Source organism: Paenibacillus rigui (genome assembly GCF_002234615.1).
Lineage (GTDB): Bacteria > Bacillota > Bacilli > Paenibacillales > NBRC-103111 > Paenibacillus_S > Paenibacillus_S rigui.
The window spans coordinates 1-17,602 of sequence record NZ_NMQW01000022.1 but is presented as its reverse complement, the minus strand read 5'-3'; the positions used below and the strand labels follow the sequence as shown (position 1 = coordinate 17,602).

15 protein-coding genes and 1 pseudogene are annotated in these 17,602 nt (G+C 51.1%); all 16 read left to right on the top strand.

Annotated elements, in window-relative coordinates; translation table 11 throughout:
* The first annotated feature begins 29 nt into the window (after positions 1 to 29).
* A complete protein-coding gene (locus tag CF651_RS15345; protein ID WP_094015748.1) occupies positions 30 to 560 on the top strand; it encodes an FHA domain-containing protein in 531 nt (176 codons plus the stop codon).
* Positions 557 to 1,405, top strand: a complete 849-nt coding sequence (locus CF651_RS15340) for a PP2C family protein-serine/threonine phosphatase (protein ID WP_179232827.1) — start codon at positions 557 to 559, stop codon at positions 1,403 to 1,405. The genes CF651_RS15345 and CF651_RS15340 overlap by 4 nt, the downstream gene beginning before the upstream one ends.
* A 53-nt stretch (positions 1,406 to 1,458) precedes the next feature.
* Positions 1,459 to 3,120 carry a PP2C family protein-serine/threonine phosphatase gene (locus CF651_RS15335; RefSeq protein WP_094015746.1) on the top strand — a complete coding sequence of 554 codons (1,662 nt, stop codon included), beginning with the start codon at positions 1,459 to 1,461 and terminating at the stop codon, positions 3,118 to 3,120.
* 6 nt (positions 3,121 to 3,126) lie between these two features.
* Positions 3,127 to 4,404: a normocyte-binding protein gene (locus tag CF651_RS15330; RefSeq protein WP_094015745.1), complete on the top strand. Its 1,278-nt coding sequence runs from the start codon at positions 3,127 to 3,129 to the stop codon at positions 4,402 to 4,404.
* Positions 4,395 to 5,090 carry an iron-dependent peroxidase gene (locus CF651_RS15325; RefSeq protein WP_094015744.1) on the top strand — a complete coding sequence of 232 codons (696 nt, stop codon included), beginning with the start codon at positions 4,395 to 4,397 and terminating at the stop codon, positions 5,088 to 5,090. The genes CF651_RS15330 and CF651_RS15325 overlap by 10 nt, the downstream gene beginning before the upstream one ends.
* A gap of 14 nt (positions 5,091 to 5,104) precedes the next feature.
* The gene (locus tag CF651_RS15320) at positions 5,105 to 7,759 is read left to right on the top strand and encodes an Hsp70 family protein (protein ID WP_094015743.1); all 2,655 of its coding nucleotides are present in this window, start codon (positions 5,105 to 5,107) and stop codon (positions 7,757 to 7,759) included.
* A 5-nt stretch (positions 7,760 to 7,764) separates the two neighbouring features.
* On the top strand, positions 7,765 to 8,541 hold the full coding sequence (locus CF651_RS15315) for a DNA and RNA helicase (protein WP_094015742.1): 777 nt from the start codon (positions 7,765 to 7,767) through the stop codon (positions 8,539 to 8,541).
* 39 nt (positions 8,542 to 8,580) lie between these two features.
* The gene (locus tag CF651_RS15310; protein ID WP_179232826.1) at positions 8,581 to 9,123 is read left to right on the top strand and encodes a hypothetical protein; all 543 of its coding nucleotides are present in this window, start codon (positions 8,581 to 8,583) and stop codon (positions 9,121 to 9,123) included.
* 30 nt (positions 9,124 to 9,153) lie between these two features.
* Positions 9,154 to 9,753, top strand: coding sequence for a hypothetical protein (locus tag CF651_RS15305; RefSeq protein WP_094015740.1), 600 nt, complete (start codon positions 9,154 to 9,156; stop codon positions 9,751 to 9,753).
* A complete protein-coding gene (locus CF651_RS15300; RefSeq protein ID WP_094015739.1) occupies positions 9,750 to 11,156 on the top strand; it encodes a contractile injection system protein, VgrG/Pvc8 family in 1,407 nt (468 codons plus the stop codon). Before CF651_RS15305 ends, CF651_RS15300 begins: the two co-directional genes overlap by 4 nt.
* A gap of 18 nt (positions 11,157 to 11,174) precedes the next feature.
* Entirely contained in the window at positions 11,175 to 11,807 is a 633-nt protein-coding gene (locus tag CF651_RS15295; RefSeq protein WP_245855930.1) for a hypothetical protein, read from the top strand.
* Entirely contained in the window at positions 11,807 to 12,331 is a 525-nt protein-coding gene (locus tag CF651_RS15290; RefSeq protein ID WP_179232825.1) for a hypothetical protein, read from the top strand. The genes CF651_RS15295 and CF651_RS15290 overlap by 1 nt, the downstream gene beginning before the upstream one ends.
* A gap of 107 nt (positions 12,332 to 12,438) precedes the next feature.
* On the top strand, positions 12,439 to 12,834 hold the full coding sequence (locus CF651_RS15285; protein WP_094015737.1) for a DUF4280 domain-containing protein: 396 nt from the start codon (positions 12,439 to 12,441) through the stop codon (positions 12,832 to 12,834).
* 20 nt (positions 12,835 to 12,854) lie between these two features.
* A complete protein-coding gene (locus CF651_RS32300; RefSeq protein WP_179232824.1) occupies positions 12,855 to 15,563 on the top strand; it encodes an HNH/ENDO VII family nuclease in 2,709 nt (902 codons plus the stop codon).
* On the top strand, positions 15,564 to 15,986 hold the full coding sequence (locus tag CF651_RS15275) for an SMI1/KNR4 family protein (RefSeq protein WP_094015736.1): 423 nt from the start codon (positions 15,564 to 15,566) through the stop codon (positions 15,984 to 15,986). It abuts the gene before it with no gap.
* A gap of 274 nt (positions 15,987 to 16,260) precedes the next feature.
* A pseudogene (locus CF651_RS15270) lies at positions 16,261 to 17,461 on the top strand (IS110 family RNA-guided transposase).
* Positions 17,462 to 17,602 lie beyond the last annotated feature (141 nt).

Genomic DNA, 17,602 nt, shown 5'->3' with positions numbered 1-17,602 from the left:
ACAAAGATCAATACGGGGGAATGGATACGATGAGTTTGACAAGATGCGCCAACGGACACATGTTCAGCACGAGAAAGCACGGGAGCGTATGCCCGTATTGCAGTATGGTGGTGGAGCCGGCATCTAAAGGCGATAGCTCCAGGGCAGCGAAAGTGCAGGAAGATGACAAAACGATGCCCTACCTGGGAGAATCCGAGGGGATCGAGCCGGTGACCGGATGGCTGGTCTGCATTGAAGGACCGCAGCTTGGACAAGATTACCGGATTATTGCGGAGAAAAATTTTATCGGCCGGTCGGAGGATATGCATATCCGGATGATCGGGGATAACACCATTTCCAGACGGAACCATGCGGTGATTGTGTACGATCCGAAGAAACGCAACTTTTTTTTGCTGCCGGGAGACGCATCGGGGCTTGCTTATCACAACAATGAGGCGGTCTACACTCCGGTGGAATTGACGGGGTATGACGTGGTTCAGCTCGGCAGGAGCAAATTTTTGTTTATTCCCTTATGCGGCGTTCACTTTGAATGGGACAACGAGGCAGGTAAGGAAGGATGAGCATGCTGTCGCAATCCGGTGCGTTCCCTTATGTGGTTCTGCTGGCTTTGGGCGTTTCCCTGATTATTTTGCTGATGGTCAGACAGGCGCTGGTGCGCTCGCAGGCGGAGCAGCCAATTGTTATCGGCAACGGTCAGACGATGGGGCAGCGTGAGGAGCAGGATGATTATTTTTCCGCGATCGTAAGTCCGAACGGAACGATAGCCGTGCTGGCGGATGGCATCAGCGGATTATCGGGAGGCCGTGCAGCCAGCACGACGGCGGTGAGCACGTTCGTCAAGCAATTTTTGAAGCTGGAGCATGCAAGCGATATGACCGGCTATTTTACGGAAACCGCAGCTCTGGCCAATAAAGAAGTGATGCAAAGCCTCAAAGGAGCGCAGGGAGGGACCACGCTGGTCGCAGCCGTAATCTCGGATGGCTTGCTCTATTGGGGCGCTGTAGGGGATAGCTTGCTGCGTATTTTCCGCAATGGAGAATTTATCGATGTGAACTCGAAGCACACACTGGAATCGGTGCTGGAGGAACGTTACGCATCAGGAGACATCAGCAGGGAAGAGGCGCTGGGCAGCCCGATGAGGAAGCAGCTGGTCAACTATTTGGGCTATGAGGCGTTCAAAAACATCGAGATAGGCTCGGAGCCGATCCGGCTGCTGAAGCGGGATAAAGTTATCTTGTGCAGCGATGGGATTTATAACACGCTGACAGAGATAGAGCTGGAGGATATATTGACCAAGCCGCTTTCCCCTTACGACGCCGCCCAGGAGATCATTGCCGCCATCGAGGAGAAGAAGCTGAAGCATCAAGATAATGCAACGATCGTCATTTTGGAAAAAGGCTGGTAACCTGGCCTGCGCCCTTCGAGAGGCTGCGGGAGCCGGAGCAGCGGGAGGTAAGGATGAGAAAGGAAAACAGCAAATTTGCTTTAAGCTTTTTGTCGGAGGAAGGTACCTCGATCCGCAATAAGGACTACTTTGCCTGCACGGAGCTGGAGGATCTGGCCTGCTATGTCATTGCGCAGGGTCTGGATTCGGAGCAAGAGCTGGAAAGCGCCGAGCTGGCCGTAAAGTGCGTTCTCGGTCATTTTATGCAAATGCCTAAGCTCTCCCGGCGTGCGGTTTATGCTTATTTGCGGGAAGCGCATGAGCTGCTGCAAATCGAGAGCAGGAAATTCAGACGTAAATCGAGCTTGACCCTGATCGTCACCGATTATACACGAATGATTTGGGCGGTCGCCGGGCATACGAGGATGTATCATTTCCGCAGCGGTCGATTGCTTGCAAGAAGCAAGGACCAAAGCTTGTCTCAAGTGATGGCGGATGAGGAGAAGATTTCGGAGGACATGCTGGAGCGGCATGATGAAAGAAATAACCTGTTGTGGTATGTAGGGAAGCAAAATGAATTTCTTCCGTTTGTATCGAAGAAGACTCCGTTGTCCGATGGGGATGTGGTGCTTCTCTGTACGTCCGGGCTATGGGAAGGCGTGGACGGAGCCGAGATGCTGGATGCGTTGGAGGAGGCACAGAAGCCTTCCGATTTCATCGATATGCTGGAGGATGTGCTGCTCAGCAAACAGCCTGCGGTAGTCCCTAACTATACCGCTGCCGCCGTATATGCGGACAAAGTATATCAGGAGCCCCCGAAAAACAGGTGGAAGCTTATAAAAACGATTGCATTAGTGCTGATTCCTCTTCTCATCGTTGGAGGAATAGCCTTTTATTATAAAGCGCGGGCTGCGGCGGCAAAGGCCGAAGCGGTGGAAGCGTTGATCGAGCATGAAAAGAACGGAGACACCGCTGTTCAGGACGGGAATTACCCGAATGCCGTGAAGGAATACAGCGAAGCACGGAATGCGGCGAAGAAGCTGTCGGACAAGCTGCATACGCAATTGCTGAGCCAAAAGCAAAGGACGGCGCAGCTGATTGTGGATGGGAACGCATCCTTCAAGGACGGCGATTATGCCGGTGCTTTGTCCAGCTACGAGAAGGCGCAAAAGGAAGCGCGCTCGCAGGACGATTATGACATGAAGGATTTGGGGGAGAAGATCGGCAAAGCAAGCGCTTATCTTCATGTCACCGAACTGATGCAGCAGGGAGATCAGAAGCTCCAGGCGCAAGACTATGAGGGAGCCAAGGAAGTCTACGCCAAGGCTAGGAAGGAAGCGGCTGCAGCGTCTTTCTCCGGCGGGGAGAAGGAGCTGGCCGGCAAAATGGAAGCCGCCGATGCCAAAATGGCCGGGGTCCAGAAGGAGAAGAGGCAGCTGGATGCCGACAAGCTGGAGAAGAAAGGCGACCAAAGCTATGCTGCCAAGGACTTCGAAGGGTCCATCTCCTCTTTTGCGATGGCGCAGGAGATTTATCAGGAAATCGGATTGCTGGAAAAGGTGCTGGGTGTAGAACGGAAAATAACGAAGGCGCAGGAGAAGCTGACGCCGCCCCCTTCGGCAAAGCCTGAGCAGGGAGCCGGTACTGAAGGGACGGCCGCCGGAGCCAAGGATCCGGCAGTCGCAGTACAGAGCAGCGCTCCCGGTAACACGGGTTCAAATGAGGGAGGGAAATAGATTGTCATGAAGGACATCGTTCAGGACAGACTGGCAAGAATCGAGGACCTTGAACAGCGCAAGCTATTGAAAAGCATCCTGACGGGCGTCTTCTTGAATCTGGTGGAGTATCAGGAGGACTTGAATCGCAAGCTCGAAGAGAGGGTGTTCATGGAAATGGAAGCCCGTGAAGACCATCATGACATTTATGTCACGGTCTGCCCCAAGGAGGAAATGGATCCGATCCACGAGTATTTGTTTCCCGTTATTCCGGAGGATGCAGAGCGGAAGCCATGCGAACTTAAGGGGTTATTGGCCCAAGCCAGACGCCATGAAGAACCGGTGCTCATGACGGTATTTCTGCAATGCGAGTATAGTAAGCTACGAACGCTGCTGGACGGAAGGAGACGGTTCACCGGGGAGGCCGTAACTGCGAACGGAAGACATGCCGTGACCGTAAGCCTCCGGCCAAACCGGGCATATCTGAACGAGCTGGAGCGGCTGTATACCGTTTTTCAGAAAAATAACATGCCTTGGAAAACAGTCAATTTCCCTTATGCCCATAAATTTTTCGACGTCATCTGGACAAGCTGTGAGGATACGCTGCGGGATGATGAGGAGATTGCCGAAATCCGGTTTCACCTGGAGGAATTTGATCCTTTCAAGAAGCTGCACATGGTTCCAATGTGGAATATCGAGCGGCTGGAGCTGAAAAATGTCGGGTTTCCGATCCCGGCGGTGGACAAGGTGAACTTCGAGCATGTGCTTTCACTGCGCAAGACGGGGACGGAGCACGGTTATTTGGTGGACGGGGAGGAGGAAGCGATCCGCTATATCAAGCGCTCGCCGGAGGAGCTGACGATCGTGTCCCCGCAGGAAAAGGCAGGCATATGGAGCGTCCTCAAAATGACGAAGCCTGTGCCGACCAAGCTCGGGCGTCTCCCTTACCGGCTTGTATCCAATAAGAAAAAAAACAGCTTTACGAGCGGCTTTGCTCGCAAGCAGGCGATAACCGTCCGCGCCCAAGGCGAGATCATGCGAATCGTCAGCTCCTTCGAGGCATCGGAGGGGCTGGAGCTGGAGCAGGTGGACATTATCGACAGGACGGAAGGCGCAGCGTCCACCTACAGCATGAACCCGTTTATCAGCGACAACGTGAGAGTGGAGAGCGATAAGAAGATCATGCGGCTGCGGTTCCGGCGTCTGGGCGGCACAAGCTTTATTGATCAAGATATGATGAGCTTTCTGGTATCGGAGGTTCAAATGTATTTTCCCGAATATAAGTGCGAAGGGGAATGGGCTTGAATTACGTTTGGGATCTGGTTATCAAGGCGGAGCAGACCGGTATCAGGAAGCGGGAGCTTTATTTTGCCCCGGCTCAGGTCTTCTCTCCTTATATGGAGCTCAGTAATGAGACGCTGAACGCCAAGACAGTCGATAAGCTGGTAGAGATTAACCCGTATTACCGTTTTTATGACATTTTCAGGGACTTGTTTGACAGCAACAATAAAGAAGATAAGGAGCTTCGGCAGGCGCTTTTCGATATCGTCATCCACTTTGTGACGGATATGGATCTGCTTCAGGGCATGAACCGGCGCGAGTTTTATATCCGCTTTATGCTGGACGATTTGGAGGCCGGAATATTCGGAGCTGACGTCGCGAGGAAGATCAGGCTGCTGGATAAGAAGGAACGCGAGATCGTTGCCGGCAACCTGTTGAGACTGTATGAAACGGGAGAGGCCGTTTATCTTCTGAAGGATACGATGCGAAAGCTGTTCAGGCATTCGACGATCTATGCCAATTGCGAGGAAAAGGACGAGCTGTTGTTCTATGTCGGGCAGCCGGAGACGGAGACGGCCCGGGCGAAGCTGGAGCTGATCAAGCAAATCTTTTTGCCTGTGCGGTTTCATACGGAGACTTACTGGGTGGAGCATTTCGGTATCATCGACGTGGAGGAAACGATGCAGTTGGACCGTATCGGGATTTATTGAGAGGATGGAAATGAATGAAAAGCTATGGCTACAAGCTGAATTCGCCTGCGAACGGAGCGCCGGGGGAACAGTCCGTTATCAAGTATTCCCGGGATGAGCTGTCAGACATGACGACCCTTCAATTAAGAAATATCGTGCACAAGGAAAAGCTTGTCGGAGGGCTGTCAGGCACACTCGATCGCGAGGCGCTTATTCGAACGATTCTGAAATTCAGAAGCTCGGAAACGAGCCTGATCATAAGAAGCTATCGAAAAGACGGGATGGAGAGAGTGGAGGCTGCATTAAGCCGGTATCTGAATACGCCGCTTCGCGATGACGGGAGTATTAAGGCGCCTGCGCGCTTAACGCTTTATACCGGACTTCCGGTAGATCGGCGGGATCGGTACCGGGTTGAGCTGCCCGGTATTTTTACCGAATCCAATGTACTGGTCATCAACGATCTTCAGGAGCTTTGCGGCATTATGCATGTTGTCAAGGACGGCTCACAGCAAGGCGCCTACTATTTGGCTGCATCCAGGGACATTCCGTTTCGCAGGACAGCGAATAAAAATTACAGCTTTTTGTTTTTCCGCAAGCAGGATTCGGAATATATCTATAAGACATATGACCAGGAGAGGCCTCTGCCCCCGGTCAATCTGCACTACTGCCGCATTCCGATCGCGGATTTGGACATCCGGGAGCTGGAGGAGACGGATACGGTGCTGGCCATCGATTTCGGCACGACGAATACGACGGCGGGGGCTTATCTCGATAGCAGGTATATTTCCGCGCCATCGGACCATGATCTGCTGAATCGGACGATCCGGCTTAACGATATCAATTATGTGGCCTTTCCCGATGCAACCTCCAAGGAGGAGCAGTGGATCGAGCTGCTGCCGACCATCGTCAGTGTAGCGGATTGCTCGGATGCGGGTCACATCCGATATTTGTTCGGCTATGCTGCCCAGAAATCGATGAAAAAAAGCGGCTACACGAGCCATGGTACCGTCTTTCAAGGGATTAAGCGCTGGGTTAACAGCTACAGGCAGATGGAAGAAGTGATGGACGCGCATGGGAATACTGCCATGGTCCCAAGAAGCGATATCCTCAGGGCATATATGCGCCATGTTGTAGAAATGGCGGAGCATCAATTCAAATGCCGTTTCAGGCAGCTGCATATTTCCAGTCCGGTCAAGCTCAAAACCCAATTCAACGATATGTTTCGCGAGCTGCTGCCGGAATACAGCATCGAAGCCGCACATGGATTGGATGAAGGAATGGCGGTGCTGTACAACACGATCGCTGATCAGATGGAGAAGAACAGCTTTGTGGACAGCGAGGAATATCATGCGCTCGTTATCGACTGCGGCGGGGGAACGACGGATCTCTCCTCCTGCCGGTTTCGGATCGAGAACGGCCCCCTCTCGTACCGGATCGATATCCAGACAGCCTATGAGAATGGGGATACGAACTTCGGCGGCAACAACATCACCTTTCGTATTCTCCAATACATGAAAATTGTGTTTGCCGACTATTACAGCCGCCGGAGGAGTACGGTCGATATCGACAGCCTGATCGCTATTCCGGGGACGGACCTGTATCGTCATGTGGATGAATTTGGAGTGAAGTCGGTATACGGTGCCTTCGAAGCCGCTTATCTTGAAGCGGAGGCGCTGATTCCGACCCGGTTCAAGGAATATGAAAACCGGACGCGCGAGGAATATTTGCGGGTCAAAAGCAATTTTTATTTTTTGTGGGAAATGGCGGATGCGATGAAGAAGGAGTTTTTTCGCAAGACCGGCATTATCCGCAACCGGTTCGAATCCGCGAACGAGCACCGGCAGGAAAACGATCTGAAAATTACAGCGGTGGACCGCTGGTGCTTATCCTTACAGGCGAACGGGGAAATGAAGGATGTGTACGAGTTTCCGGATGTCATATTCAACATTAAGGAAATTAATCAACTGATCAAAGCGGACATTTACGAGATTGTCCGTAAATTTCTGGAGGATTACTACGAGCAGGGCAGGCTGCAGGATTATTCCATTATCAAGCTTACCGGCCAATCGTGCACCATTGACGTATTCCGGGAAGCATTAAAGGAGTTCGTCGCCGGGCGCAGCATCGAGTTCAGACGCAAGACGGAGCATGCCGGACAGGTACCGGATTTGAAGCTGGCCTGCCTTCGGGGAGCGATCCGTTATCTGAGCGCGCGAAAGAACGGAACGATCGAAGCCGTCATTGCGAACCATGCGCCGGTCATTCCGTATTCGGTCAGTGCCTTCACCCACGATCGGCAGGAGAAGCTGCTGATCAGCAGCCAAGAGAGGCTGAACCGCGTTCAAGGATCGGTATCCCGGCCGATCGGCACGGCGGAGGTCGAGTTTTATTTGGCGGGGGCGGACGGAGAGGTGCGGCACAAGTATGTGTATGCCGGTGATGCGTCCCGCTACCGGCCGATACGGCATGAAGACATTGCCGAGGCTTACGGCGGCAAGATTCCTCAGGACGATACCGATTCCATCGTGAACGGGGAAGCGAAATATTTTGTTTTCGCGGAGGCGAATGCCTGGGGCTTTCATGTCCTTCCTGTTGCAAGAAGGGATGAACAGCTGTATTGGGGCGAAAAGCAATTTTTTGCGTTTGAGAACGGCTTGTCCGAGCTCGATTTTTTTGACGGAAGGAAATAAACGAGATGTACTCTAACGTCTATCCGTATTTCACGAAGGGCCGGATATTGAAGCGGTCAATGCTGGAGAGCCTGCGGGATTACCCGAGGCAATTCACCGAGCTGTATTTCAAGGATTACGCGGATGGTGTCATTTCAGGAACTGACGTTCGTATCGAGGATGAGTGGCTGGTTGTCACCGGAGGGATCGTCAAGCACAGGGGCTGGATCTATCTGCTCCAGGACGAATGCCGCGTCCCTTATCGTGCGACAGGCAGGGACACCCTGCTGAAGATCCGGTTTCAGGACCCGGAGGAGCAGCCTGATTTTCAACACTATGGGGCAGCGCTTGTGCTCGACGACGAGGTTCAGGTGGGCGGCAACGAGCTGGAGCTCGGGCGGTTTAAGCTGAAGGAAGGGGCGAAGCTGCGGTCGGCCTATCAGAGCTTTGCAGACTTCGCCACCGAATACAACACGTGGAACCTCCTTCATGTGCAATACGCAGGGCGCGGAGGGAGCTCTCTTCACCCGGCGGTGACACGGTTTTATGCGGCACAGCTGCTGGAGAAGGGGAGCACGAACGCATACGACATTGCCTTTGCCATGCAGTGCATGAATCAGGGAGCCGTCGACCGGGAGCTGGTTCTGCATTATATAAGCCAGCGGCTCGGTATGGGTTATAAGCCATATGATCATGTCCAAATTCACAGGTATTTGGTGCGCATTTTGGATGAAGCCCAGGGGGGGAGCCGACGGGTGCCGGATTCCAGACCCCATGGTCCCCGACGGATGGTTGTGGACTAGAAGAATTCACTAATTTATTGAAGGAGCGAAAGTAAAAGTATGCAATCATCATTGGAACGAACATTGGCTAAAAAGTACATAGGGTATCCGTTTCAACCTGCAGTAAGAAATTCAAGAGGAGAAATGGTATTTAAAAAGAGCGCGCTTATTCGCTGGCTTACCTACCTGATCTTTCTTATGACGCTTGCCTTATTAGTATATCAACAGTTTGACGATAGCTTCGAAGTGGACGAGAGGGCTTTATTTGTTTTAGGTATAGGATCGGCTCTAGTGCTGCTCGGTTTTCTTTCCATTGTCTTTACCTTTTCCAAAGTTGTCGTTACGGAGCAGGGTTTGCGCTTTTATCGGTGGTATGGTGCAAAGATGATTCATTTCACGGACATTACGGAAGTGGGCCATACGCGTTTTTTCGGAGGGCAGCTCCTTGTGAAGGGAGCACGACGTTCCGCGTGGGTTTCGATAGATTATGTCGGGACTGCCGAGCTGGTCAAACTGCTGTGTGAAAAGATAGGCGAAGACCGGTGCTTTAAGGCTTCGAAGGCTCTAAACAAGCGCAGGCAGGAGCTTGAAGGGTTGAATTGAGCTGGAAGCGGAACAAAGGAGGGGGAACAAATGGAATTCGCCGATGAGAAAATATTGGCCTTTCTGAACGAAGCAGAAAAACAACGACAGCCCAGCGACATTCGCACAGGGCCTGTCCGTGTCGGGCAGCGGTACTACGAGTTCGAACAGAAGGTTTTTTTCGAGGATAAGCTCAAAATATACATTCCAAGGGATTTTTCGGACATGCCTGAGGAGCAAAGGAAGCTCAAATATCCGTACGAGCAGCGCCCGCAGATCATCCAAAGCGATGAAACCGGGGTTATCAATTTTACGTTGACCCGCATCGATCAGGAGTTGGATGATGAATCGGTCGAAGAACTGACGGACGGTATGAAAGCCATGATGAAGAGAGCCAACCCGTCCAATGTGTTTTATTCGGATGGGACTGAATACGCAGACGGCAAGCCGATCGGTTATTTTGAATTCAAGGGCACGGCTTTGGATGGTTACGTTTACTACATCATGTTCTTCCTTGAGTTTGAAGGCGAGACGGTCATGGGCACCTTTTGCTGCCTATATGCGGATTATGCGGATTGGCGGGATACGGCGTTTCAGGTGATCCGTACGATAAGCATCGTAAAAGAGGAGGAAGGGGACGCGATTTTATGAGTGAAAAGGTCCATACCTATGCCAATCTGGCTGTCTTGCCTTATGAGTTTGAAAGCCTGCTGGATTTCGAGCTTGTTCAGCAAGCGGGAGAGCATACCCGGCTGCGGTTAAGCGGTATCGTACCCGAAGAGAAGCTCGATCAATATGTAGAACGGGCTGACGACGAGGAGCGGATTCAGGTATCCGTGCAGGATGAGGAACGCAGCATAGTTCTTTTTGAAGGCGTAGTGACGCAGCTGTCGGTTCGGGCTGTCCGGGGCGTCAGAACCTTGACGGTGGAAGCTAACAGTTCAACAGTACTGCTGGATATGAAGAAAAGGACGCGTTCCTTTCAAAACACAGGACTTTTGTACAGCGATTTGTTTGCCGGTTTGATCGCGGAATATCCGCAAGCGGATGTGAGCGATACCGCTTCGCAAGGAAAAAGCATTGGCGGACTGCTGGTGCAGTATCAGGAGACGGATTGGCAGTTTGTGAGAAGGCTTGCATCCCATTTTCATGCCCCACTTGTACCGATAGGTACCCAAACCGGCGTGAAATTCGCCGCAGGCTTGCCGGATTCGGGGGAACCGCAAACGCTGGAGGCCTATAACTACACGATCAAAAAAGACTTGGAGGAATACAAACGGAAGTCCGGGGGCGGCATCGACGATTGGAGCGAGCAGGACAGCATCAGCTATGAGGTCAGCAGCAGCAAGATCATAGGTTTGGGGAGTCCCGTCCAATTTCTGCAGCGGACACTTTACGTATTCCGGGTGGAGTCCCGTATCGAAGGCGGGGTGCTGAACCACCACTATGTGCTCAAGGAACGGGACGGCTTCCGAATACCGACGGAGTTTGCGTATGCCTTGGCGGGGGCTTCGTTGTTCGGCAAAATTACGGGCGTAGCGAAGGATCAGGTTCGGGTGGGCCTTCATATCGACGGAGGTCGTGGCGGGGAGATCTGGTTCCCCTATTCTACCGTATATTCTTCTCCTGACGGGAGCGGATGGTACTGCATGCCGGAGGTAGGGGATGAGGTAAGGCTTTATTTTCCCGACGCGCAGGAAAAGCACGCATTTGCAGCAAGCTCCGTAGATACCGCATCCTCGGATCCTGCAAAGCGGAGTAACCCGGAGGTCAAAAGCATCAGCACCAAATACGGCAAGCAAATTGTGTTTCAACCGGGCTCTGTGGAAATTATCGGGAGCGGCAAGCTATTGATGAGGCTGACGGATGAGGGCGGCATTGAAATCAACAGCGATAAAAAGATTGTGCTCTCCGCCGAAGACGATATCGAGATTACGGGGGGCGCCAAGGTGCTGATTCAGGGGGAAGAGGGCGTTAACCTGAAGCAGGCGAATGCCAGCCTGGACATTAATGAAGAAGTGACCATCAGCGGCGGCAAGGTCAATATTGTTTAGAAGCAGGCGGTGAGCGGGATGAATGGGATGAGCAGGCAAGCGGCATTGGACGACTTCTTGGAAAGGCATGTGTTCGACAAGTGGTTGGAGGATCTGGAGCCTATTGGCAAGGCGCTGAGTGAACAGGGGGAGAGCATAGAAACGGGACTTTGCGACACATTCGACACGGTGTGGATCCGGACAGCGGAGCTTCAGAAGCAGGGGACCAAGGGCGACATCCATTATGTGTATATTTCCTTGCTTCGGACCGGCATCATGGAAAACATCCCTTGCTACCGGATTGATGTTCATGACCATAACTGGTACTTGGACACCGTCGATTGTTCGGCCCTGTGGAGGGCGGACTTTATTTTCGAACCGCTGTTTCGTCGAATGGCCGGGCTGGAGACGGCGAAAACCGCTTATGCAAGGAAGGTAACTCCGATGGACCTGGCCCGAATTCAGCAGATCGAGGCGGTAAAATATCATTTGCTGACCGTCGAGTTTATGAAATCGATGCTGCCGCTGCTGCTGAACAGCAGCGCTTATAGGCAGGTGGCCAAGTCTCCGAATATCCGTTGGATGATGGGGGAGTTTCGAGATCAAAGCGAGTTGCTGGTTGACGGAGAACGAGCGGCAAACGGCGGAACCATTGGAGTGGATAACGAATAATGGATTATTTTGTACTGAAGCAAGATGAGCGGGTATCGGACGCACCGATTCTGCTCGATGTAAGGAAGCAGCTCGACATTCGGGATATCCGCTGGACAAGCGCGCATAAGATTGCGGATACGTTAATTTTCCAGGTCAAGGCGGAGAGAGAAAGCTGCTATTCGGATGTGCTGGACGGCCAGCTGTTTCTGGTCTCCGAACGGTTAAAGCGGCTGATCGAAGCGTATGTACCGGATACGTTATTCAAAATGACTCCGCTGGTGGACGTCACTCATCATCGGCAGAGCAGCTACTATTTGCCAATCTTCGAGGAAGTCGAGGCTCTTGGTCCAAGCAGCGAACGCGTAGGGGATGGCAGCGTGATCAAGAAGCTTGTCCTGCATAAGGACAAGATGAAGGGCAAGAGGATCGCGAGAGTCCGGGAAAGCGCCAAGCCGCTGATTGTCGTTCGGCTGGATGTGGCGGAGAGCATCCTGCGACGGGATTTTGAGGGAATCCGCTTGGAGAGGGTGGCAATGGAATAGAGCGTAACCATGGTATGCGAGCTCTGAGTAGAAACGAGGGGAATCAGAATAGCAGAACCGGAGAAAACGGCCGGTTTGGCTCCGGCGACGCGGAGGAGGGAGCAAGGATGGCAGAAAACGAGTATTACATCGTTCGGGGGGCGAAAATGCAATGCGATTGCGGGTCCCACAAACGGCGGATCAACCTGCCGGAGAGTCACGGGTCGTATGTAAACGGCAAGCCGATGATGAACGAGGACGACAAGCAGTTCACGGTCAACGTGCCGCACTTCGGCATATGCAAAAGCCCATCGAATCAAACCGGGGATACGATTTACTTGATCAGCGAGGAAGGCGCGACAATCAGCGGTCCACCGTGCCGTCCGATGCTGCTGGAAAAATGGATGAAGACCAAGGCGTCGGCGAAGGTGGAGGGGAAGCCGGCGTTGACGACGGAATCATTGTTGGTCTGTGGCCATAAAGGCCAGATTACTTTTGTAAACAATGGCCAGCAGGATGAGTAAACGAAGCGGGGGTGAGGAGATTGGCGGTTTTTGAGCAAATCCGGGTCCAAACGGCATTTCCGATCCACCGTTTGGAGGATGTACAGATACATTGGAGGCCTGGCGAGCATGGACGGCTGACCTTGCGCGGCATCGTAGATGAGGCTGTCAACGTAAGCGCGGCGATGCAAGCTACGGCTAGCGATGAGATCCGTGTCTATGAAAGTGACGGGCCGTCCGAAACTACGCTGTTCCACGGCTTCGTGAGCTCCATCAAGACGACACATGCCAATGGCGTGCATCATTTGGAGCTGGAGGGGCTGTCGGGCAGCTGCAGGTTAGATGCGCACAAGAGGCGGCGAACCTTTCAGGATGTAAAGATGACGTATGGAGCGCTGACGGCAGAAATAGGCAGTACCTATGAGGGGTATGATGTGCTGTGCAGCGTGGGGCAGGATGCAGCAATTGGATTCCCTGTCCTCCAATACGAGGAGACGGACTGGGAGCTGCTTCAGCGCTTGGCGAGCCACTTTCAGAGTGTTATCGTCTGTGATATATTGGAAGCAAGACCCAAGCTGTATTTCGGCATGCCGCAAGGAAAGAGCATCAGTTTGCCGAAGGAAACGCCCTATACGGCAAACAAGGACCTGCTGGCCTTTCGGAGAGCCGGTGGTTATGAGGCAGGCTTGCACGATACGGATTTCTTTTATTATGAGATAGAGAGCCTGGAACGCTTCAACCTGGGGGACGAGCTCGAATTTCGCAACAAGCGAATGGTCATAAGCGAAGTGGTGGGCCGCATGAGCCGCGGACAGTTCAAGTATACGTACCGCTTATCCAGAACAGACGGGATTCGCAGGAGTTCTATCTACAACGAGAAGCTGACGGGCATATCGCTGGAAGGCGAAGTCCTGGCGGTTCAGGGCGAGCAGGTAAAGCTGCATCTGAACGTTGATCCGGAGCAGCCCAAGGACAAGGCCCACTGGTACCCGTTCGCACCGGCGACAGGCAGCGCGATGTACAGCATGCCCAAGGCGGGGACTCGCGCGAGTCTGTACATTCCTGATGCCGAAGGACGGCAGGGGATCGTCGTCGGGGCGGTGCGTACCGATGGCGGAAGCCATGCCAAAACGAGCGACCCGAGCAAGCGCTACTTCGGGACGGAGCACGGCAGCGAGCTGGAGATCACGCCGACGGCGGTCCATATCTCAGGCGGGAGCAAGGAGCCGCTGAAGCTGAGCTTCGACGATGCGACGGGCGTCAGCCTGACCAGCCATAAGAAGCTGACGCTGAACGCGATGGAGGACATCTCGCTGTATACGCCCAAGCGAATAGTGATCCGGGCGCAGAGCCAGCTGATGGCGAAGAAGCTGAGCGCACAAAGCGGGTTCGCGATTGAGAGCGAGTACCACTTCTTGGGCGCGAACGTAAAGGCGGAAGGAAGGGACCGCGCCACTTACACGCCATTTGACGACGAGCCGAAGCAGGGGACACCGCCGCCTCCTCCGGAACCGGAGAAGAAAAAGAAGTTCAACTGGGGGAAGCTGCTTGTTTGTGCAGTAGCGGTAGTAGTGGTAGTAGCGGCTGTCGCGGTCTCAGTGGCCACGTTCGGAGCCGGAGCGGTAGTCGGGGCAGCGCTAGTGGCCGCAGCGTTTGGAGCAATCGGGGCTGTGGCAAGAACCGCGGCGGCAGATCGGGCGAATCACACGCGTAGTAGTTTGGGAGAGTACCTGGAAAGTGCGGCGCGAGGTGCATTAATTGGTCTAGTGGTTGGAGCAGTATTCGGTCCAGTTGGTGGCGTTGTAGGAGCCGAAGCACTGGCAGTGCAGACAACCGGACAACTTGCATTAGGGATCGGTACAACGCTACTTGTAGGAGGCGCAACCAACTACACAGACTATGTGTTAAATGAGACATTAGATGGACGAAATCCGAATTTAGGACAATCAATCGAAGCCTTTAAGGATGGGATGTTGCTTAGCGGAGGATTTATGGTTGCGACCCCGTGGCTGATGAGGGGCTGTATAGGGTTCAGCAACTATGTTAAACAACTAGCTGGATACGGCAGCAATCTTGGCAAAGTGTATTTGAAGGAAGCGCAAGGACTCATACAGAAGCTAGACGGATCTTTTAAATCACAGCTTCAATCGGGATTGCAAACTGCCAACGGAGCTCCGCTTCGCGCAATCTTACAGGGAAGCAACGCAGGAAAGGCCCTGCCTAAAAATGAAAGACAGCTTCAGTATATTGAAGTTACGGGAAATGCCGAGAAGTCTGCTGCTAAGGGGACGGGAGATGATACCTATCGCCACCTCAAGGACTACGAGAACAATAAATACTTTACAAGAAGCGTAGAGTATAATGCAGGTAAGGATGGTACAGGATTCACCTATAAGGTTTACCAACGAAATGATATTGATTGGAAAATGGTTAGAACAACAGGAGCAAAAAAAGGACGTGGTTTAACCAATGCAGAAGCCGCCGCCAAATATGGTTTAGCACCAATACTAGATGATGCAGGCAATGTAGCAACTTTACATCATTCACAGCAAAAAGGAATCGGGCCATTATTTGAAGCATCAACTCGATACCATAACATAAGTAATGCGAAAAGACCGCCTTTGCATCCATATAAAGGTAAGTTGAATCCGTTTTACCCTATGGATGAAGCAACTAGAGAAGCGTTCCAAAAAGTAGACTCAATTAATTACTGGAAAAAACGGGGAAGTATTGAACTTGGAGGGGAATAGATGTTACCTGACGGTCTGGAAAATATCCTTGAAGAAGACATGTATAAACGTCAAAATAGAAATGTAGTACATGAGGCTCTTACTCGTTTGGGTGTTAATGTATCAAATGCGTTTCGTCAATTTTACAATACGTATGCAGGACCGTTTTGGGAAGAAAACGTGCCATTTGAGTTGCTTGATATTGCTGAGGAGAAAAATAACATCGAGTCATATACGTATATTGTTCGGGAAGAGCATGGGTGGTCAAAGCAATTTCTTGTTTTAAGTGAGATGTCAGCTAATACGGTACTGGTTCTTGATACTTTAACGGATAAAGTCTACAAGGTTAATTTTGAGGGTGGCGACGAATTATTGTTAAGTGGAGAGTTACAAGAATCATGGTCATCCTTCTATGACTTTTTGAAAGACTACTTTAATTGTTAGAAATTGAACAATATGAGTATACCAGGAGTCTGTAAAATAGTTTCGTATTATGAGGTTAACCAGTTTGTCTGGTTAACCTCATTTTGCGTTAAAATTAGCATTAGCCGGTGAGAACGATAAAATAGGTGGGCTCTTAGCCCGTTACACAAACTGTTCACCTGCTATTGCACAAACCATGATTGGGCTGGTTGAGACATAGATCTCGTATAACACGCGAAGCTATGGTCGTGCAATGGTTAGTAGGATCCGGTCATTTTTATTTGAGGAGGATATTATGAATCCTGTTGTTGGTATTGATGTATCAAAAGGAGAAAGTGAAGGTTTCATTTTTCTTGAGCGCAATATACCATTGGGGAAATCGTTTCGCTTCTTGCATACACATGAGGGCATTCATAACTTCACTTTAAAGCTTCAGGAAGTGTACGCCTTGACAGGGAGAAAGCCTGTTATTGTTTTGGAATCGACAGGACATTATCATCTAGGACTGGTGGCTGCTCTTCAAAAACAAGCTTATCAGGTTATTGTCCTGAACCCTTTAATTCCTCAACGGGCAAGAAAATCAAAGTTGAGAAAAGTGAAAACGGATGCAGAAGATGCTAAGCATCTAGCTGAATTGTTCTATAAAGAGGAGTTAAAAACTACACCTTTAAAACAAAGCGAACAAATAGAGCTCCGTTTTTTAAGTAGGCAACATGAGATGATTACTCATGCTTATGTACAAGCACAGCTTAATTTCCAGTCCATACTGGACCAACTATTCCCTCTTTACACTAACTTGTTTGGTCAGTTATTTTCTAAAACTGCGTTGCAGGTGTTAAGGAAGTACTCAACGCCAGAACAAGTCCTTTTGTCTGATATAGAAGAAATCACACGCACCATCAGTTCTTCATGTAATCGATCAAATTCTTGGGCGATTAAGAAGACGGAGGCCCTTGTAACTGCAGCTAAAAACAGTCTCATGGATAGACTCTTCTAACCACAGTCAAATTATCTCTTTACGGCTTATGATTGATTTGTTGATGGAGTATCAAACACATCTCTCTCATTTAGAAAGAGAAATTCAAGTTACGGCAACGCAAATGGAAGATTATCATTTGTTGTGCTCCATTCCTGGAATAGGGCATAAGCTTGCCGCTACAATTATTGCTGAAATTGGCGACGTTAATAACTTTGATCATGCTAAAAGGCTAGTAGCTTTCGCAGGCTTAGATCCAAGTGTCTTCTCTTCTGGCAAGTTTACAGCTACTAGAAACCGTATTACGAAGCGTGGGTCCACTCGGTTAAGAAGAGCCTTATATTTAGCCGTTCTTTGTGGGATTAGAGGAGCAGCCAGACATACGCGAATTCGGGCTTTCTATGATAAAAAACGGCTCGAAGGAAAGCCTCATCGTGTAGCACTTATTGCTTGCACCAATAAGTTGCTTCATATCATATTTGCCATGCTGACTCGTTCCGTTCCCTACTTCTCCTCATAGTCCTAAAAGACAGAATACCATTTAATTCCAGTTATGGACTGGGATTAGTTTCATATTGTCTTTTTATCATTCTAAACAAATTAAAAATCTATCTCAATCCTATTGACATTATATTAGCTGGTTTGTGTAAACTCCAAAACC